Source organism: Candidatus Liberibacter asiaticus, from assembly GCF_000590865.3.
GTDB classification, from domain to species: Bacteria; Pseudomonadota; Alphaproteobacteria; order Rhizobiales; family Rhizobiaceae; genus Liberibacter; species Liberibacter asiaticus.
Map to the genome: position 1 here is coordinate 711,951 of NZ_CP010804.2, position 20,155 is coordinate 732,105.

The window sequence follows — 20,155 nt, forward strand, 5'->3', positions numbered from 1 at the left end:
CATTTATCAAGATATTGCATTACTGCCGAAATTTTATTGATGAAAATGGCATTTAGATCATTATAAAAAATACATACTACTATTTCACAACAATATATGTTTTATAAGATTTTTTTATTTTTCTTCTGTTCAGAATTATTGAATTTGCACTATAATTGACAGAGGATTATACAATACTTGTCCTTTTTATGCACTTTTTAGCCGTATTCACATATTGGCAATATTTTTGAACGGTTACAATGTGGAATATTTTAAAAAAGGCTAAGAGTTTTTCGCTTATTTTTCAATTTACTATCAATGAGTATTGCAGGAGTAACAGAAATTCTATTACGTTTTCTAGTGGAGAAATATAATCTATTCAAAAATAGCTTGCCTTACTTAGATAATGGAGAGGAAGGGATAATTAGTATTGAAAAAGTTCGCAAGAATAGTAGTGGGTATTATGATGATTACTGGCGTAATATCGTATTGCACTTTGGATGGTTTGCCGGCAAAACCTGTGTTGACGGTGTACACATACAATTCCTTCGTTGCAGATGAAGGGGCTGGTCCTAAAATAAAACAGGCTTTTGAAAGAAAATGTAATTGTGAACTCAAATTAATTGGTCTTAGTGATGGCGTAGCTTTATTAAATAAACTTAGAATGGAAGGGGAAAATAGTGCTGCGGATATTGTACTTGGATTTGACAATAATCTTATTGATTTAGCTAGAAAAACTGGTTTGTTTGCGAAAAGTAACATTGATGCCAGTCAATTGAAATTACCAATAAAATGGGATGATGATATTTTTGTCCCTTATGATTATGGGTATTTAGCGTTTATTTATGATAAGAGACAAATAACTCAGCCACCTAAAAATTTTGATGAGCTGATTAACAGTACAAAACCATGGAAAATTATTTACCAAGATCCACGGACTAGTACATTAGGTTTAGGATTATTGCTCTGGATACAAAAAATTTATGGAGATAACAGCGCTCAAGTTTGGAAAAAAATAGCTACAAAAACGGCAACTGTTACTAAAGGTTGGACTGAATCATATGGATTTTTTTTAAAAGGTGAAAGTGATTTTGTGCTCAGTTACAGCACGTCTCCAGGTTTCTATCTCTTGAATTATGGGCAAGATGATTACGTCGCCGCACTGTTTAGTGAAGGTCACTATTTACAAATTGAAGTAGCAGCCCAATTGGTAAGGAGCAAACAACCTCAATTGGCACAAGAGTTTATGCAATTCATGATTTCTCCATCTTTCCAGAGAATTTTACCAACAACTAATTGGATGTATCCCGTTGTTGATATTTCTATGCCTGATGTTTATCAAGCAATACGGATACCGCAGAAGTCATTGCGATTTAACGCAGAAGAAACTACTAGATATCGCAATCAATGGATCTCTTCATGGCAAAATGCTGTCAGCCGTCTATAAGAAACGCTTTGTGGCCTGGTGTAATTATTTCTTGTTTTTTAAACTTTATTTTTTTTCTTGTTGTTTATTCTTTATGGCGACATATGCCTCTAATAAGTTGGCGAGAATTTATGGAGGATAGTTATTTATGGCATGTCATTGGTTTTACATTTTGGCAGGCATTACTTTCTACTTTATTATCTGTTATTCCTTCAATTTTTTTAGCAAAATCTCTTTTTCGGCGGCATTTTCCAGGGCGTATATTATTTTTGCGACTACATACTATGATTTTCGTATTGCCTGTATTTGTAGTGATTATGGGTGTATTCACTGTATATGGACGGACGGGATGGATTGCTCAATTGTGTCAATGGTTGGGTATTGTCTATCAATTTAATCTTTACGGAATCAAAGGTATTTTGTTAGTACATGTGTTTTTTAATATGCCGCTAGCTATTCGTATGTTGTTACAAGCGTTGGATAGCATTTCTATCGAACAACGTCAACTTGCGCTACAATTAGGCATGAATCCATGGTATTTTTTTCGTTTTGTTGAATGGCCTTATTTAAGAAGGCAAATTTTACCAACATCCTCTTTGATTTTCATGTTATGCTTTGCCAGTTTTGCGACAGTGCTTACTCTTGGAGGAGGGCCAGCTTCAACTACTATTGAATTAGCGATCTATCAGTCATTAAGTTATGATTTTGATCTCAATAAAGCAGCCTTTCTTTCCTTGGTTCAAATTTTTTGCTGTTTAAGTTTGGTATTATTCAATCAAAAATTTAATGTTTCTTTTTCTTCAGGATATAGTTCACGATTCTTGTGGAAGAATGAAGATGATAGTCGATGGAGCAGGTGGTGGGATTTTTTTCTTATCAGTTGTGCAATATGGTTTTTCATTCTTCCTTTGTTGGCCATTATCATTGAAGGCATGAATGCAAAGTTGTTATTGCGGCTATTACAACAATCTGGATTATGGAGTTCATTTTTCAATTCTATTTATATTGCTATAAATGCTGGTGTATTGTGTATGATCTTTACTATCATGTTGCTCTGGACTAAGAGAGAATTGCGTCTGCGTCGTCTAAAATTTTTTAATCACATTTTTGAATTGAGTGAATTATTAATTTTAGCTGTTCCGAGCATTGTATTAGCAGTAGGATTCTTTTTGTTACTCAAGAATACTGTTAATTTAACCTCTTCTTCCTATAGTTTAATAATAGTGACCAACGCTTTAATGGCTGTTCCTTATGCAGTTAAAATATTAGAAAATCCGATGTATGATTTAGCAGAGCGATATAATGCATTATGTATTTCATTACAAATCAAAGGGATAAATCGACTATACCTTATTGAATTTAAGGCTTTGAAGCGTTTGATGGCACAAACTTTTTCTTTTTCTTGTTTACTTTCGATAGGAGATTTTGGCATTATTGCGCTTTTTGGCAATGATAATTTTTGTACTTTACCGTGCTACCTCTATCAACAACTGGGTTCTTACCGTCAAAGTGATGCTGTAGTTACAGCGCTGTTATTACTATCACTTTGTTTGGGACTATTCAGTTTATTAGAATATTTGTCAGGAAAAGAGTATGATTAAACTAGATCACTTAATCTATTGCTATGATAATCTGAAAATGCAATTTGATTTTCAAGTGAATAAAGCTGAAAGAATTGTAATACTAGGTCCTAGTGGGGCAGGTAAAAGCACGTTACTCTCTTTGATGGCAGGATTTAAGTATCCAACACGGGGAAGTATTTTCTTAAACGGACAAAATCATACGCGTAGTTCTCCTTCTAAACGTCCACTTTCTATTTTATTTCAAGAAAATAATCTTTTCTCTCACCTGACTGTTTGGCAGAATATTGCTTTAGGTATTGCACCTAATTTGCGTTTAGATCACTATCAACATGCTCAAGTCAAACAAATGCTAGAAAAAGTTTTTCTTGAGGATTTTTTTAATCGATTCCCATCGCAAATGTCAGGAGGACAACGTCAGCGGGTGGCTTTGGCGCGTTGTTTAATTCGTCAGAAGCCTATTCTGCTACTAGATGAACCTTTTGCTGTTTTTGATCCTGCATTGCGTCATGAAATATTAGGATTATTGAAACAGGTATGTGATGAACGCCAACTAACCTTGCTCATGATTTCTCATAATTTAGAAGATTCCATGCAGATAGCAACACGGTTTATTGTTATTGCTGGAGGACAAATTGTCTATGATGGAGATCCAGATCGTCTTATGAATGGACTAATACCAGAGAGTACACTGCTGGGTATACCATCTCGTTGTTAATATTGTGGGAAAATGCGTGATCGCGATTCTATTTCATTTTTATAATGGGAATGTTTTGCGTTAATTTAATATATTTTATACAATGGTAGATTATAATTTCAGTAACGTTATAGCACTGTAGTCGACATTCATATTGGAAAGCATGGGATATGGTTCTGTGGAGAACTATTATTAAATGGAAGCCTATCTTGGCACATGTTTCGTATGTTGGTGTAGGGTTGAATATTTTCTTCTCAATTGAGCGATGAGGATTCTACGTATTGCTTAAAAATGGAATTGTCTTCATTCAAGCATCGGCAGATAAGGTAGCAGATTTTTCTTCACAGTAGTTTATTGCAAGGGTATTGAATAATCTTAAAATAAAATAACTATCCGTGAATCCGAATTAGTGATCAAAAATCGTTAGGAGAAAAATGTTTAACTCGAGAAAAGTGATGTTTGGGTAATTGTTCTCTAATACCTTTTGATGTGATATTTAGAGATTGAAAAGAAAAAATATAGATTTTTATGAGTTCGATTTTTTTTTAAATATTAAATAAATATTTCATTCTATTTAGATCATTTGTTGCGAGAAATTATAGGATGAGCGCTATGATTTATTCGCTGTTTCGAAAGATAAATGGGAGGAGATGTTGAATTGAGTAATAGTATTATTTTCTCTTGTAGCGGTTACAGTGAAGGAAAAATAAGCTTTATAATTTATGAACATTAATAATTATTTGAATAAAGTGTAATATTTGTGAGTATCGATTTAAACCATCCTTTAAGGAAAAAGACGCCTAAGAGAAAATCTTTTTATTCACAGATTATTTCTCGATTAGGTCTTTTTTTGTTGTTCTGTACTTTTATTGTCGGGCTTTCGATTTACATTTTAATTTCACATGCTTTTGTCGGAACGATATCAGAGATGATTCCGTACTCTGTTATTAGAGAAATTGCTCCTATTCCATTGACGATTCCTCTTAATATTGAGGATAAACAATCTCCTAGTAAGAGAGATAATAATACCGTTTGTAATCAACTTAAGAATGATTCATCCCAACATGATGGTCAAATTCAGAATGATATTTCTGGTAAGACAGTCGTCAATAAACCGACAAGATCGACGTCCATAGATTCCTTGCCAACGATAGAGGAAAGATTGATTCTAGGACTATCTAAAAAAGAGTTATTGGCAAAAAATAAGGTAGGACGGGAAGATACCGAAGTTCCTGCTATGGATAAGAATTTTTGTTCCAATGCTAGTGGTGCGCGTATAGCTATTGTTGTTTCTGGTTTGGGTATAAGTCAGACCGGAACACAACGTGCTATTAATTTATTGCCTGCAAACATCACACTTGCTTTTGCTTCTAATGGCAATAGTTTAGATAGGTGGATGAAAGAAGCAAAGAAAAAGGGGCAAGAGGCTATTTTACAGATTCCTATGCAGGCTTTTGATGAATCGTATAATGAAGATGATTCTTATACTTTAAAAGTAACACAAACAGTTCAGCAGTTACTTAATCGATTACGCTATTCTTTGCGACGTGGTACAGGATATTTCGGTGTTATGAATTATCGTGGAGCCATGTTATTGTCCAATAAGGAATCTGCGGAAGTTATCTTTAAAGAATTTGCTAAGCGTGGATTATTGTTTTTTGATGATGGTAGTTCACCACGTAATCTTACTAGAGTATTAGCTCCAAAATTGAATCTTCCTTATATGGTAGCTGATTTGTATTTAGATGATCAGGTAGACCGGGATAAGATCAGAGAGAAATTAAAGGGATTAGAAGAGATTGCTCGCACTACGGGACAAGCTATTGGTGTTGCAGTTGCTTTTGATGAGAGTATCGAAGTGATTTCACAATGGTTGCAACAGGAACATGTACGCGATGTATCAGTTGTTCCTTTATCGTGTTTAGCTAAATTATCGTCCCCTTCTTCATAAATGGATGGAATTGATTAATGAGAGTCAATAAAAATATTTTTTGAAAGAAAAGTTGGGTATGTATAGACGCGGTGTAGGGATTTTAATTTTGAATCAGGATGACCTTGTATGGGTTGGACGTCGCTGTTTTCATGATAATAATAAGCATTTATCACTGTGGCAAATGCCGCAAGGAGGGATTAATCCTCAAGAAGATCCTCTGGATGCCGCATATCGTGAATTATATGAGGAAACAGGAATCAAATCTATTTCTTTGTTGGGGCAAGGAGATTCGTATATACAATATGATTTTCCAGCGCATTGCATACAAGAGAATGGATATGTTGGACAAATGCAAAAATGGTTTGCTTTTCGATTTCAAGGATTAACAAGTGAGATTTGTGTTGATCGGACGGCATATGGATACGAATCGGAGTTTGATGCTTGGACTTGGGTTTCTTTATGGGATACGCCTAATATAGTCGTTGATTTCAAGAAAGAAGCGTATCGGCAAGTAGTTGCTGATTTTGCATATCTCATTAAATCAGAACCAATGGGTTGATGAATTTTTATCACCGTTTTATATAGAGCGCATCATTGATGTGTCTGTGATGTGGTAATAGCTATCGTAGAAGGATAGTATCCCTCCAGTAGAGATTATGATCTTGCATTGATAACTATTACAGTTTTTTGTTTTATAGACTCGGCAATCGCTCGGTTTGTATACCTTCATTGAGGATATAGCAGATCACTGTCGTTTTTTTACTGTCGTACTTACGACATTGGAAGAGAAGTCCTAGATTACGTATAAGTTCTGGAGAAAGAGATTTCGAATTCATTGTTTACAATGATTCGATAATCTACTTAGAAGCTGAAAAACCAGTCAAAGTAAACATAAAATGAGAGCTAAAACATTACTGGCATCTACTCTTGTGACGACCGCTATTACAATTATTGGATGTTCTCTAGTGGAAGACAACAGGATAGAGAGTTTGAGAATGGTCAAAGAAGCCAAGATGGAAGTGTTAGAAGCCCATAAGCTGGCTAAAGAGTATGTGGAACAAGCTAATCAACGCGTTAAAGAAGCTGAAGAACAATCTAATGCACGGCTACTTAAGGGACTTGGGATGGATGATCTTGTCCGATATTTTATGAATTTGGATAGCCAAAACCAAGCGTTTTTCATCGATACAATACAAAATAAGTATCAAGATGAAATGGAAGAATTAAGTGAATTTGGGGAGAAAGTATCGGATTACTAAAGTGTTAAAGTGGGTAGATATAAGATCCATTTCACCTCCGAAGGATTAAGAGATGAGTGATATGATACCATTCAATTTGGAACACAACCCTATTCGTATAGTTGTTGATGAAGATGGCAATTATTGGTTTATGGTGAAAGATGTTGCGGGAGGTTTGGATTTTACGTCTATCACTTAGATGAAGTAGCACACCTAACATTGTAGAGATTGTGGAATGGGATTTTTAATTGGAATAGCAGAATTAAAAATCAAGAGATAGATAGAGATGAAGCGAGAGAACAAAGGGGAAATACTGATATTATGATAGGTTTCCACTTTCACTGACATGATCATTCAAACTATCGATTTTCTTAAATAGATTGAAGATTAGTAGTAATTAGGCTATATTCTAGAAATAAAAGCGTTATTTAAATAATTTTTAGGCATTTGCAGCTTTAGAGTTTAATGCGTCCTCGTTTACTTTTTGACCATTTACCTTCAGTCCATCGGGTCCTATAGATATTGAAGCTCCTTTTTGCCCTGGATTTTGCGAGGATAGTACTAAATCTTTGTTTACTATACGTATTTAGCTCTTGTAGAACCCTCGGAATCGGCAATAGTTATGTTAGGCAGAGACGTATTAAAATCGTCAGCGTATAATGTGAGATTGCCAAATATCTTAGCATTGCTACCGCCCTCAAATATATTTTTAATTGCTTCTAACTGCTTATCTAACTATGTAATTTTTGTGCTAAGAACCTGATATTTTTCTTCCATCTGTGTCGTCCTATCCTGGAATGACTCATCCGAATTACTACAATTACTGACCAAAGCAGTTGATGCTAGTACAAATACTAATGCTATTTTTTGGCATCTATCAACATAATACTCATCCTATATTACCTAAAATATGACAATAATAAGGTTAAGACTAAGGATTCCATCTATGTCTCTTAGCCATCACTTCTGCCTTTGCTTGAGTCTCATGCAATCCTGTTCAACTTATCTTTATTTGCTGCTATTTTTTTATTTCCGCATTCTTTTGTGCTGGATCAGATTTAGGATCTCTTATGTCAAACTTTTTTGAGGGGTGCATGCCTTACAATAGTTTGGATTCCGGTGTAAGATTAGATTGTCAGGCAGAAACGAGGACAAAAATAAGGGGGATAAATTAATTACTTTTTGGAGGAGATGTATTTTCTTATAAGAAATATAAAATATCCTAAATTCAATTATTTATAATTTTTATGGTGATCCCGGCGCGATTCGAACGCGCGACAACCAGATTAGGAATCTGGTGCTCTATCCTACTGAGCTACGGGACCCTTGCGTTGTATATACAAAAAAACTAAGATTCCTGCAAAAACAGGAATTACAGTTCATTTTTAAGCACGTCTCTCGTTTTCAGATTTGTTAAATGTCAAGATAATGTCAAGTATACACATATAATAAAGTCATCTTGTCTTGATTAAAATGTCAATTTCCTGCTTATTTTCAATTTGTCAAGGGAATTTGAAAAGGTGATGCGCAAATCAATTCGGATTATAGGGATCGATCCTGGTCTTCGACGGACTGGATGGGGCATTGTGGATGTCGCGGGGGATAATTTATGTTTCGTTTCTTCTGGAACGATTGTCTCTTGTGTGCGACAGTCACTTGCATTTCGTTTGTGCCAATTATATGAGGGTTTGACAGATGTTATTAAGAATTGGCGCCCTGAAGAAGCAGCTGTGGAGCAAGTTTTTGTAAATAAGGATGCAGTGGCGACACTTAAGCTTGGTCAAGCTCGGGCAATAGCCATTTTATCGCCTGCCCTTGCTCGAATTCCTGTTTCTGAATATGCTCCTAATACCATTAAAAAAGCGGTTATAGGCGTTGGACATGGAGATAAAAAGCAAATTCATATGATGTTAAAGATGTTAATGCCAGAGAGTTTTTTTAAGGGAAAAGATGCGGCTGATGCGCTCGCGATCGCCGTATGTCATGCATATCATGCGAACTCTGGTTACTATAAAATTGCATCACAAGATTGAATTATATTGAATATATGTTCTAGGTGTAAGTAGAAAGTAGTAAAACTATGATAGGTAAAATCAAAGGCAATATTGAAGGATTATATGAGGATTATGTATTGATTGATGTACAAGGTGTTTGTTATATAATCTACTGTCCGATTCGTACATTGTCTTGCCTTGGCAAGATAGGCGACTTTTGTACTTTATTTGTGGAAACACATATGCGGCAGGATCAAATTCGGCTTTTTGGATTTCTATCGGATCTAGATCGGCAATGGTTTATGTTGTTGCAAAGTGTGCAGGGAGTAGGGGCAAGAGTTGCCATGGGAGTTCTCTCTCGTATTACAGCAACAGAATTGGTAGAATCGATAATATTGCAAAATAGTAAGGTTATTGCTCAGATTCCGGGAATTAGTATGAAAATAGCCAGTCGTATCATGACAGAATTAAAAGGAAAAGCGATCTCTCTATCCTCTGTAGTTCAGCAAGATATGTCTTGTGTGAACAAAGAACAGGCGCATATCTGTTCTATGCCTTCGTTTGCGATTAATGCTATCTCTGCGTTAGTAAATTTAGGTTACGGTCAAGATCAAGCGACAACAGCTGTTGTTTCAGTTCTTAAAAAAGAAAAGAATATTGCAGATGATAGTCAGATCATTCGCTTGGCTTTGAGAGCAATATCATGTTGAGTATTTTGTATTTATACATTCAATCCATGAAGATTAGCATGAGATGATGGATCGTGAGGGATTGCTATCTCGTAATGTTTCTCAGGAAGATGCTGATATCTCTTTACTGCGTCCGAGAACTTTAGAGGAATTTACAGGTCAAGTTGAAGCGTGTTCTAATCTGAAGGTTTTTATAGAAGCAGCAAAGGCGCGTGCTGAAGCGTTAGATCATGTATTATTTGTAGGTCCTCCAGGTCTTGGTAAAACTACTTTGGCACAGGTTGTTGCAAGAGAATTAGGGGTTAACTTTCGTTCGACTTCGGGTCCAGTTATTGCGAAAGCAGGGGATCTTGCAGCGTTGCTTACCAATTTAGAAGATCGGGATGTTCTATTTATTGATGAGATTCATAGACTCAGTATTATCGTAGAAGAGATTCTTTATCCAGCTATGGAAGATTTTCAATTGGATCTCATGGTCGGGGAGGGACCATCTGCACGTTCTGTAAAAATTAATTTATCACGTTTTACTCTCATTGCCGCAACGACAAGAGTTGGTTTGCTTACCAATCCTTTACAGGATCGTTTTGGTATTCCTATTAGATTAAATTTTTATGAAATTGAGGATTTAAAAACTATAGTACAGAGAGGGGCTAAATTAACAGGATTGGCTGTTACAGATGAAGCGGCATGCGAAATTGCTATGCGTTCTAGAGGAACTCCACGTATTGCTGGCAGATTATTGCGTCGTGTACGAGATTTTGCTGAAGTTGCACATGCTAAGACTATTACGAGGGAAATCGCAGATGCGGCGCTGCTTCGTTTAGCAATCGATAAAATGGGTTTTGATCAACTTGATTTGCGTTATTTGACAATGATTGCTCGTAATTTTGGAGGTGGTCCAGTTGGAATAGAAACCATTTCCGCAGGTCTTTCCGAACCTCGAGATGCTATAGAGGATTTAATAGAGCCTTACATGATACAACAAGGATTTATTCAACGTACGCCACGTGGGAGACTCTTAATGCCCATTGCTTGGCAACATCTTGGTATTGATATTCCCCATAGGTAGGATAAAGGCTTCTCTTTGTGGAAAGGGAAAGTAAACTGCGCTAGTTCTGTATTATTTACCTGTGCCGTGAATTTCCTTATATGTTTCTATTATGATATTTTTTTTACTGTGGTTTTCTATATTTGTATTTGAAAATTCACGATATAACCTAATTTAGTCTGAGATAATTTGATTAGGTCACAGAACGGCATTGGTAGCAGATGATTTTTATGATAAGCAAGTCTTGCGGAGTAAGATTTGATGTTATTAGCAATTGGATTTTAATCCTTATAGGAAAAATCCGTGAATAATTATGGATTGGCTATTATGGATATCAGTATTTTCGCTCTTTTTATGCAAATGGGATTAGCAGTCAAGTGTATTATTACTTTATTGTTTATTTTTTCTATTCTTAGTTGGAGCGTTATCATTCAAAAAAGTGTAAATTTTATTACGCTTCGCCGTCAATTTAGAGAATTTGAGCAACTTTTTTGGTCGGGACAGTCTTTAGAAACAGTGTGTAAATCATTAAAAAATCATCATAATATCGGTTTAGCTGCAATATTTATGTCTGCTATGAGTGAGTGGAAAAAAAGTTGTGACAAAGGTGCGCGCTCTCCTATTGGTATACAAGATCGTATAGATCGTATGATGGATGTAGCTATCGCTCGCGAACTGGAAGAGATAACAGAAAAATTGAGTTTTCTTGGGAGCATGTCTTCGGCTGGTTTACTTGTAGGCATTTTAGGGGCTGTTTTAGGAATGATGGGATTTTTTCAGAGCATTGCGGGCTACTATTCCAATAATGTTGTTTCCATTCCAGGAATAATAGAATCTTTGATAAGCATTCTTTTGGGACTTTGTGTCTCCATTCCATCATCTATAGCTTACAATAAGTTCATAGAAGATTCAAAGAAGTTTGCGATGCAAATGGAGGGATTCGCCAATGAGTTTTCTGCCATCCTATCACGACAAACTGAAGGGAATATATCCTAACCATGCTTTCGTGCTGTGTGAGAAATGAATCTATGATGAATATACGAAGCCAAGAGGGTATACGAAAAATACGTAGCAGAAGTAAAGGTAATCGTAACCTTACCATACTTGACGGAAGAATGAATAGTGAATTACAGTCGACTTCTCTCGTGGGTTTAGTGCTGGTTTTATTTATAATATTGATCGGCACTGTTATGGTGCTTATTCCAAAAGCTGAGTTCATTCTAGGTCTTGATATCAAGAGATATCCTATTATGATAGATGTGAAACGAGATGGAGAGATTCGCGTACAAGGACAACAGGTTTTACTCAATGAGATCACGAAAAAAATATAATTGTTGCAGAGTGGCAAGTTCAACGAATACATCTTGATTCAAGGTGAGCATGGTACGTCCTACGGGATAATAATGCGTGTTTTGTTAGATATTCAGAAAAGTGGACATAGAAACATTAGTTTCATAGTCCGAAATTAAAAGGATGGTAGGGCTGTGCGGTTAGAGAATGGTCTTGCAATATCGATGATATTGCATGTTATGTTCTTATTGCTGTTGTATTTCAACTTTAATGTCCAATTGTTGGTACCGATTTCTCGACGTGAAATGTTGTCTGTAGACAATATTTATAACGAGGATTATCATTCTAGTAAATATAAGAAAATAGAAGAACCAGTTGTTCAGTTCAAAGGAAGTAGTCAGGAGAATCTTGTGCGCGATTTTTCCGTTCAAGAAAATGGTGATAGATTCTCTGACCAGACGAAAACGCACGCCACTGAAAATGAAACCAAGCGCTCTTCTAGTAGTAAAGGAGAACAAGCATTGAAAGAATCGGCATTATTAAGAATGCCTGTGTCTCCTTATGATAAGCAAAAGATCAGTAAAGCAACGAATAAGGAGCAAGACCTGCAAGGGATATCTTTTGCAGAGAAGAAAAGTATTGATACCGTTGTGGTGCGACCAGATAAGAAAGAACTATTATCAAAGGTTGAAAAAAGTAGTAGAAAACGTATTCCTTCTCAAGATGCAATAGCTATTGTTCGCAATAGAGTTATAGCGAATTGGAATATTCCTTCTGATTTCAAGAGATTTAAAAAATTACGAGTTAAGATGCACTTTCAATTGAATCAAAAAGGTTTTGTGCTTGGAAAGATTAATGTTGATGTAGTTGGAGGGACAGAATTAGTTCGCCGGATGTTAAGAGAAAATGCAAGAAAAGCTGTTATAAAATCGCAAGCGTTTCGTCTTTCTCCGAGTACTTACAAGAGTTGGCGCAACATAACACTTTTTTTTGTGCCATCAAAAATGTAATATTTTTTCTCTTTTTTATGGGTATATGTTGTTATAAGGGTAAAGGAAGTGTGTCTTTGAGATTTTTTATAGCTGAGGAACTGAATATGAAGATAAATCTCTGTTTGTTATTGGTATTGATAGGTGGATTTTTCCCCACTTCAATACACGCTTTTGTAAAAGTTGCTACCAATAGTGCTAATTATTCTCCTGTTTCTATTGCTTTTACCAAATTTGTATCTATTGATGAATTAGGCGGTAAAGTTTCAGAGGTTGTGTCGAAAGACCTTCAAAGATCCGATGTGTTTAATCTGATATCCCAAGATTCATTCAAGCAAAAAATCACTAATCCAGATAGTATTCCTCGTTTTCAGGATTGGAATAGTTTAGGTGCTCAAGTTCTTGTAACGGGTCGGGTGATTAAAGAAGGGAAGGATCGTTTGCGTGTGGAGTTCCGGTTATGGGATGTTAAAGATCGCAAACAAATCATAGGGAAGAAATTTTTTTCCTCTCCTGCGAGTTGGAGGAAAATTGCCCATACCATTTCTGATGATATATACCAGAGTATTACTGGCGAAAAAGGTGATTTTAACTCGCGTATTTTATTTGTTTCTGAGAGTGTTGTTTCTGGTATAATAAAAAATAGTTTATGTGTTATGGATCGAGATGGTGCTAATATACGTTATTTGACGCCTAGTAGAGATCAGATTCTTTTCGAACCACGCTTTTCTCCTAATCAACAAAAGGTAGCATATGCTACTTATGATGATGAAGATATCCTCAGGGTTTATTTGATGGATACTAGGATTGATAGGGCTCCGAAGCGAATTGGGAACTTCCGTAGTATGATTTTAGCTCCTCGTTTTTCTTCAAATGGCAAGCGTGCGCTTATAAGTGTGCAAAAAGACGAAGCAATGGATATTTATAGTGTGGATTTGCAGTCGAATGCTACTGAGCGTTTAACTAATACTTTATTTATCAATATCTCTGCATCTTATTCGCCAGATTCTTCACAAATTGTTTTTGAAAGTGATAGGGAAGGAAAAGAGCAACTTTATGTTATGCAGTCAAATGGATCCGATCAAAAGCGTATTTCACAAGATAAAGAGGCGTCATACTTTGATCCTGTTTGGTCTCCTCAAGGCGATCTCATAGCTTTTACCAAATTTTCTGGAGAAAAGTTTGCGATTGGTGTGATGAAAAAAGATGGTTCGCAAGAGCGTCTATTAGTAGAGGATTCTAATTTACAGGCTCCTACATGGTCTCCTAGTGGTCGTTCTTTGATATTTTCTCGTAAAAAGGATGGGGATACAGGGTCGAAACTATATTCAATTGATTTAAATGGTCGCAATGAAACGTTGATTAATACGCCTGCATATGCTTCAGACCCACAGTGGGTAGGGTTTATGGATTAAGTGCATTTAATATACGTGTTTCTTTTTTGTAAAAACTTATGTCTTTTTTTCACAATATTTAATGACTAGGTAGGGCAAGAATGATAGTACGAAAGGGGAGTTTTTTATGCAATATAGTACTATTTTCATTATTTTATCGGCAATAACCATGATGAGTATTTCTGGTATCGATAACTTGGATACGAAGATATCATCTCCTGACACAGTATTAAATGAGAGTTCTTTGCAGGAGCAATTTTCTTCATCTGTTGGTGATTCTGTGTTTTTTGATACCAGTTCTTATTCCATTCGCCCAGCAGATATTCAAGTGTTATCTAATTTAGGATCTTGGCTTGAAAAACATGATTGTGATTTTCTTATAGAAGGTCATGCAGATGAACTAGGTTCCCGCAACAGTAGTATTGCTTTGGGACTTCGTCGTGCTTATGCAGTTTTTAATTATTTTGTAGCTAGAGGGATTAGCGCATCTCGCATGAAGGTTACTTCATATGGAAAGGAGATGCCATCTGTATATGGTCATGATGAGGATGCTTATGCGAAAAATCGTCGTGCGATCGTTTTTTTAAAGGGATGTCGTGCTAATACTTAATAGAAATCTTATCATCTAATTCCAAATTCATTTTTAGGGTGCTAGAATATTTCTAAAGGGATCAAAAGCGTTTTTGCCGATCGTATCACAGTATAGTTTGTGAATGCGGCCATATTCGTTTCATCATCGTTACAGTTCACTTTTTCAAAGTATATAGTCGTAAATGATATTTCTAATTAATTTTTTAGAATATGGGATCAGTATAATCTGTATAATGGAATGAATAGTAGTGGTATGGTATTTTGAATTATTCTTTGGTTTTTTAAGTAAGAACTGTACGACATAGATGTATTGTAACAACTGGTTGATGTAGGTATGATCTATGTTTTTATCCCCTATAGAAAGTGTAAGATTCTTTGTACGAAGTCTTGTGTATCCGGCGCATATTCTTGTGGCTGTTTCTGGTGGATCGGATTCTATGGGGCTTCTCATTGCGTTACATTCTGTCCTTTCAGATCGTTCTTTTGGAAAAATTAAATTTTCTGCGATTTCTGTTGATCATTGTCTGAGGGAGACAGCTAAGGATGAGGTGAGGTATGTCTCTGATGTGTGTTCTAGATTAAGAATTGCTCATTCAGTAGTTTCGTGGAAAAATTCAAAGCCTCAAACAGGATTAATGGCTGCTGCTCGGGAAGCGCGTTACGCATTGATCTCTGAACACGCTAAGACAATTAACGCAACGTTAATTATGACAGCACATACCTTTGATGATCAGTTGGAAACAGTTTATATGCGTTCTCAACGCGATTATGCTGAAAAGGGCATGGGTCTTTCTGGTATGTGTGATACTATTCTTTATGATCTCAATCTGTGGATTTCTCGTCCATTTTTACGCTGCCGTCGAGAAGATATACGTTCTTTTTTGTTACAACGCAATATTAGTTGGTGTGAAGATCCCAGTAATACTGATGATAGATTTGAACGTGTTCGTGTGCGACGTTTTGTTCGGGATATTGATCTCCATGCTTTATATCTCAAGATGAAAAAATTTCAAGATTTGCGCGTTAAAGTTAATAACGCTGTAGCTATGTTAATTCCCAAATATTTGACAGTTCATATGCGGTCAATCATTGCCATTTCACAGGATATCTTAAATATTGATTCAACCCTTTTGTTTTATTTGTTAAGGGTTTCTGCTGCGATTTGTGGTGGTCAAATTTCTTTGCCAGGATATCGCTCTATGGAAAGGGTAATGTTGTTTCTTAAAAGTGGGAAAAGGGGATGTGTTAGTATTGGACGAGTTGTGATAGATCGACGTGCAAATTTTTTATGGATAACACGTGCAGTACGAAATCTTCCTACGTTGATTCTTTACCCGGAAGAAACTACTGTTTGGGATGGAAGATATCAATTTCAAAATTTATCCGATTCACTCATTCAAATTGGTCCTCAATCATATAGGAAAGCGGATGTCCCTTCTGGTATTCCACCTATAATTGCGCAACGTGCTCTTTCAAGTATGCCATCTAAAGAAGGAGGCAAGCCTTTGTTAGCACCGTTTTCTCGCTTCATGACAAAATTTGATTTACCGGTTGCTTACGCATTTTCTATATCATTTGGCAAAGTATTTATTCCCCGATTGCCGTTTTTTTGAGGGAAAAAATATATTTTCATTGATTTTATTGAATAATTGTTATTAACATCTTGATTCTATTTGGATAATAGATGTTTTTTGGTCAGTCTGATAGTGAATTTTAGTATTCTGAGGTGTCTTCAATGAGCTTTAACGTTAGGAATTTTGTTTTATGGATTATGATAGCACTGTGTTTAATAGCGTCGTTCTCTATATTTCAAGCTCCTTCTGCTGGGCAAGATGGGGTTCAGGATATTTCTTATTCTCAATTTATAAAAGATGTAGATGCTGGACGCGTTCGTAAGATATCTGTGATAGGCACTCATATTACAGGATTTTATGTTAATGGCGAATCGTCTTTCCAAACTTACATGCCATTGGTTGGAAGTAAGCTTTTGGATAAATTACAATCGAAAGACATAGAAATTTCTTCCAGACCGGTTAATGATGGTTCTCCAGGATTGTTGAGTTATCTTGGTAGTTGGTTCCCTTTAGTATTAGTAGTTCTTGTATGGATGTTTCTCATGAGACAAATACAAGGAGGTGGAGCGCGTGGTGCGATGGGTTTTGGAAAATCCAAAGCTAAGTTGCTTTCTGGAAATGTTGGTAGTGTGACATTTAAGGATGTGGCGGGAGTTGATGAAGCAAAAGAGGATTTGCAGGAAATAGTAGATTTTCTTTGTGATCCTCAAAAATTCAAACGTTTAGGTGGGCGTATTCCTCATGGAGTTCTTTTGGTAGGGCCTCCAGGAACTGGTAAGACATTGTTAGCACGTGCTGTAGCGGGTGAAGCTAATGTTCCATTTTTTACTATATCTGGATCTGATTTTGTGGAGTTGTTTGTTGGGGTTGGTGCTTCTCGTGTTCGTGATATGTTCGAGCAAGCTAAGAATAATTCGCCTTGTATTGTTTTTGTTGATGAGATAGATGCTGTTGGTCGTCACCGTGGCATAGGTTTAGGAGGGGGAAATGATGAACGGGAGCAAACCCTCAATCAGTTATTGGTCGAAATGGATGGTTTTGAATCTAGTGAGGGTGTAATTCTTATAGCGGCAACTAATCGTCCTGATGTTTTGGATGCAGCTCTGTTACGTCCAGGTCGTTTTGATCGTCAGATAACAGTTCCGAATCCTGATATTGTGGGTAGAGAACATATACTTATGGTTCACAGTCGTAATGTTCCATTGGCTCCTAATGTTATTTTAAAAACGATTGCTAGAGGAACACCTGGGTTTTCTGGTGCAGATTTAAGAAATCTGGTGAATGAAGCTGCCTTGATGGCAGCACGTCGTAATAGGCGTTTGGTCACAATGCAAGAGTTTGAAGATGCAAAAGACAAAATTCTCATGGGAGCAGAGCGTCGTTCTACGGCGATGACGGAGGAAGAAAAGAAAATCACTGCGTACCATGAAGCGGGACATGCTGTTGTTGCATGTCATGTTCCAAAAGCAGATCCTCTTCATAAAGCTACCATAATTCCACGTGGGAGAGCATTAGGTATGGTAATGCAGTTGCCAGAAGCAGATCGTCATTCCACAACTTATGTATGGATGACATCTCGTTTAACTATTCTAATGGGTGGGCGAGTTGCTGAAGAGTTTACTTTTGGCGAAGACAATGTAACTTCAGGTGCCATGTCGGATATTGAATATGCGACAAAGTTAGCACGTGTTATGGTAACGCAATTCGGTTTCTCTAATTTATTGGGGAAAGTTTCTTATGAAGAAGGTCAACAAGAGGCTCTTCTTAGTCATCCAGTATCTCGTCCTAGAAGTATTTCAGAGGAGACTGCTCAAAAAATAGATAAAGAAGTTTTCCGTCTTATAGAAGAAGCATATCAAAAAGCGAAGTCTATTATACAGGAAAAAAATGATAATTTTGTTGCGATTGCTGAAGCATTATTAGAGTATGAGACACTATCTGGAAAGGAAATTGCTTCTTTAATTAGAGGAGAAAAAATAAGTAGACCTTCGGAAGACGATGGTGTTGCATTGTGTGCGTCTGTTCCACAGGCAGGAGTTCAAGAAGCAGAAGTATCTTGTTCGGAAGAGAAGGATAATGAAAATATTGATTCTTCCAATACTGATGATTTGGAAAAAGAAGACACTAAGAGTGTTCAGTAGTAGTATCGTGTTTTGCAATATGACTACGACAGTGAGTGACCGGTTTATGAAATTAAATATTATAGTAAGAGAATATATTTTTTTAATGTTTGGCATATTATATTGGTGACTTGTTTGGGTTTTTGAGTTTTTTTTATAGTCAATCCTCAAGGAAGTAGATATGAAGCGACGTTTTTTTGGTACCGATGGGATTCGTGGTAAGTCTAATACATTTCCTATCACCCCTAATTTTATGATGCGTATTGGTATTGCCGTGGGTTACTTGTTTAGAGGTAAAAAAAAGCATCGTAGAGTTGTTATTGGTAAAGATACTCGTTTATCTGGTTATATGCTTGAAAATTCATTGGTAGCAGGTTTTACTGCAGCAGGGATGGATGCTTTTATTCTTGGACCTATTCCTTCTCCAGCTGTTGCTATGCTTACGCGGTCTCTTCGTGCTGATGTTGGTGTTATGATTTCTGCTTCTCATAACCCATATCAAGATAATGGGATCAAACTTTTTGGTCCAGATGGTTATAAAGTTTCTACCGATATTGAGGATCGTATTGAAACCCTTCTTGAGGATGATTTAACATCATATTTGTCTTGTTATGATAGTATTGGACATGCGAAACGAGTAGATGGTGTACATGATCGTTATATTGAACATGTGAAACGTACTTTGCCACGTGATGTTACCTTGCAAGGTTTACGGATTGTTGTAGATTGCGCTAATGGCGCATCTTACAAGGTTGCTCCAGAGGTGTTTTGGGAATTAGGAGCCGATGTTGTCGTTATTGGAGATAAGCCTAATGGTATCAATATAAATCTTGATTGTGGTTCTACCAATGTATTATCCCTACAGAGAAAAGTACATGAAGTACGGGCCGATATTGGGATAGCCTTAGATGGAGATGGTGATCGGGTTATCATCGTTGATGAGAAGGGTGCCATAGTTAACGGAGATCAAATTATGGCTCTTATTGCACGGGAATGGATGAGTCATTCTTTGTTAAGAGGGAATGGTATTGTTACTACGGTAATGTCAAATATTGGTCTTGAAAGATTTATTGCAGGTCTTGGTTTATCTTTAAAGCGCACTGAAGTTGGTGATCGTTATATTATGGAGTATATGAAAAATAACGGATTCAATGTCGGTGGTGAGCAATCTGGTCATATTATTTTATCTGATTATGGTTCTACAGGGGATGGTCTTGTAGCGGCTTTGCAGGTATTACGTTATATCAAGCAATATGATAAACCTGTTAGCACAATTTGTCATTGTTTTGAAGAATATCCGCAGTTTTTGCGCAGTGTTTCAGTCAAAGATACTTCTATTTTAAACAGTTCTTCTATTGTACAGGCTATTGCTGATGCAGAGTCTGAGTTGCGGGGAATCGATCGGTTAATTGTTCGCGCTTCAGGTACAGAATCTCTTATTCGTATTATGGCAGAAGGAGATGATTTATCTAGAATTAAGCGTATTGTTGATGACTTAGCTAAAGTAATCCCAATGATTGATTCATAATTCTTGGATAGCAGTTGTACATTGATTCAATTTTGGAAAGGATGTTTCCTTTTTGATTGTTTATTATTTAGTCGCTATTTAAGGT

Annotated in this window: 18 protein-coding genes and 1 tRNA gene; 18 read left to right on the top strand and 1 reads right to left on the bottom strand. The window is 36.4% G+C overall.

From position 1 onward, the window contains the following. Positions 1–409: 409 nt before the first annotated feature. The 7 genes from thiB to CD16_RS05790 all read left to right on the top strand — a co-directional run bounded on the left by thiB (position 410) and on the right by CD16_RS05790 (position 7,052). On the top strand, positions 410–1,426 hold the full coding sequence (gene thiB, locus CD16_RS03230; protein ID WP_015452597.1) for a thiamine ABC transporter substrate binding subunit: 1,017 nt from the start codon (positions 410–412) through the stop codon (positions 1,424–1,426). Continuing rightward, a complete protein-coding gene (gene thiP / locus CD16_RS03235; RefSeq protein WP_015452598.1) occupies positions 1,399–3,006 on the top strand; it encodes a thiamine/thiamine pyrophosphate ABC transporter permease ThiP in 1,608 nt (535 codons plus the stop codon). The genes thiB and thiP overlap by 28 nt, the downstream gene beginning before the upstream one ends. 37 nt (positions 3,007–3,043) lie before the next feature. Further along, a complete protein-coding gene (gene thiQ / locus CD16_RS03240) occupies positions 3,044–3,703 on the top strand; it encodes a thiamine ABC transporter ATP-binding protein ThiQ (protein ID WP_236301243.1) in 660 nt (219 codons plus the stop codon). A gap of 739 nt (positions 3,704–4,442) precedes the next feature. After that, entirely contained in the window at positions 4,443–5,633 is a 1,191-nt protein-coding gene (locus CD16_RS03245; protein WP_015452600.1) for a divergent polysaccharide deacetylase family protein, read from the top strand. 58 nt (positions 5,634–5,691) lie between these two features. Then, complete coding sequence (locus CD16_RS03250) at positions 5,692–6,174, top strand: RNA pyrophosphohydrolase (RefSeq protein ID WP_015452601.1); 483 nt, start codon at positions 5,692–5,694, stop codon at positions 6,172–6,174. Between the two features lie 337 nt (positions 6,175–6,511). Next, on the top strand, positions 6,512–6,874 hold the full coding sequence (locus tag CD16_RS03255; protein ID WP_015452602.1) for a hypothetical protein: 363 nt from the start codon (positions 6,512–6,514) through the stop codon (positions 6,872–6,874). 52 nt (positions 6,875–6,926) lie between these two features. Continuing rightward, positions 6,927–7,052, top strand: a complete 126-nt coding sequence (locus CD16_RS05790; protein WP_015824915.1) for a BRO-N domain-containing protein — start codon at positions 6,927–6,929, stop codon at positions 7,050–7,052. Between the two features lie 1,049 nt (positions 7,053–8,101). Here CD16_RS05790 and CD16_RS03260 read toward each other — a convergent pair. After that, positions 8,102–8,178, bottom strand: a tRNA-Arg gene (locus tag CD16_RS03260). Positions 8,179–8,376: 198 nt separating this feature from the next. Between CD16_RS03260 and ruvC the strand changes: the two genes are divergently transcribed. The 11 genes from ruvC to glmM all read left to right on the top strand — a co-directional run bounded on the left by ruvC (position 8,377) and on the right by glmM (position 20,070). Next, complete coding sequence (gene ruvC / locus CD16_RS03265) at positions 8,377–8,886, top strand: crossover junction endodeoxyribonuclease RuvC (RefSeq protein WP_015452604.1); 510 nt, start codon at positions 8,377–8,379, stop codon at positions 8,884–8,886. A gap of 47 nt (positions 8,887–8,933) precedes the next feature. Beyond that, positions 8,934–9,557: a Holliday junction branch migration protein RuvA gene (ruvA, locus tag CD16_RS03270; RefSeq protein ID WP_015452605.1), complete on the top strand. Its 624-nt coding sequence runs from the start codon at positions 8,934–8,936 to the stop codon at positions 9,555–9,557. Positions 9,558–9,600: 43 nt separating this feature from the next. Further along, a complete protein-coding gene (gene ruvB / locus CD16_RS03275; RefSeq protein WP_015452606.1) occupies positions 9,601–10,605 on the top strand; it encodes a Holliday junction branch migration DNA helicase RuvB in 1,005 nt (334 codons plus the stop codon). A gap of 282 nt (positions 10,606–10,887) precedes the next feature. Next, positions 10,888–11,580, top strand: coding sequence for a MotA/TolQ/ExbB proton channel family protein (locus tag CD16_RS03280; protein WP_015452607.1), 693 nt, complete (start codon positions 10,888–10,890; stop codon positions 11,578–11,580). Between the two features lie 32 nt (positions 11,581–11,612). Then, the gene (locus CD16_RS03285; protein ID WP_015452608.1) at positions 11,613–11,915 is read left to right on the top strand and encodes a hypothetical protein; all 303 of its coding nucleotides are present in this window, start codon (positions 11,613–11,615) and stop codon (positions 11,913–11,915) included. Between the two features lie 153 nt (positions 11,916–12,068). Then, positions 12,069–12,884, top strand: coding sequence for a hypothetical protein (locus tag CD16_RS03290; RefSeq protein WP_015452609.1), 816 nt, complete (start codon positions 12,069–12,071; stop codon positions 12,882–12,884). Between the two features lie 86 nt (positions 12,885–12,970). Beyond that, a complete protein-coding gene (gene tolB, locus CD16_RS03295; protein ID WP_051927344.1) occupies positions 12,971–14,278 on the top strand; it encodes a Tol-Pal system beta propeller repeat protein TolB in 1,308 nt (435 codons plus the stop codon). A 106-nt stretch (positions 14,279–14,384) separates the two neighbouring features. Beyond that, positions 14,385–14,867 carry an OmpA family protein gene (locus CD16_RS03300; RefSeq protein WP_015452611.1) on the top strand — a complete coding sequence of 161 codons (483 nt, stop codon included), beginning with the start codon at positions 14,385–14,387 and terminating at the stop codon, positions 14,865–14,867. 322 nt (positions 14,868–15,189) lie between these two features. After that, on the top strand, positions 15,190–16,461 hold the full coding sequence (gene tilS, locus CD16_RS03305; protein WP_015452612.1) for a tRNA lysidine(34) synthetase TilS: 1,272 nt from the start codon (positions 15,190–15,192) through the stop codon (positions 16,459–16,461). Between the two features lie 122 nt (positions 16,462–16,583). Next, the gene (gene ftsH / locus CD16_RS03310; protein ID WP_040055304.1) at positions 16,584–18,563 is read left to right on the top strand and encodes an ATP-dependent zinc metalloprotease FtsH; all 1,980 of its coding nucleotides are present in this window, start codon (positions 16,584–16,586) and stop codon (positions 18,561–18,563) included. 160 nt (positions 18,564–18,723) lie between these two features. Next, a complete protein-coding gene (gene glmM, locus CD16_RS03315) occupies positions 18,724–20,070 on the top strand; it encodes a phosphoglucosamine mutase (protein ID WP_015452614.1) in 1,347 nt (448 codons plus the stop codon). Positions 20,071–20,155: the final 85 nt, after the last annotated feature.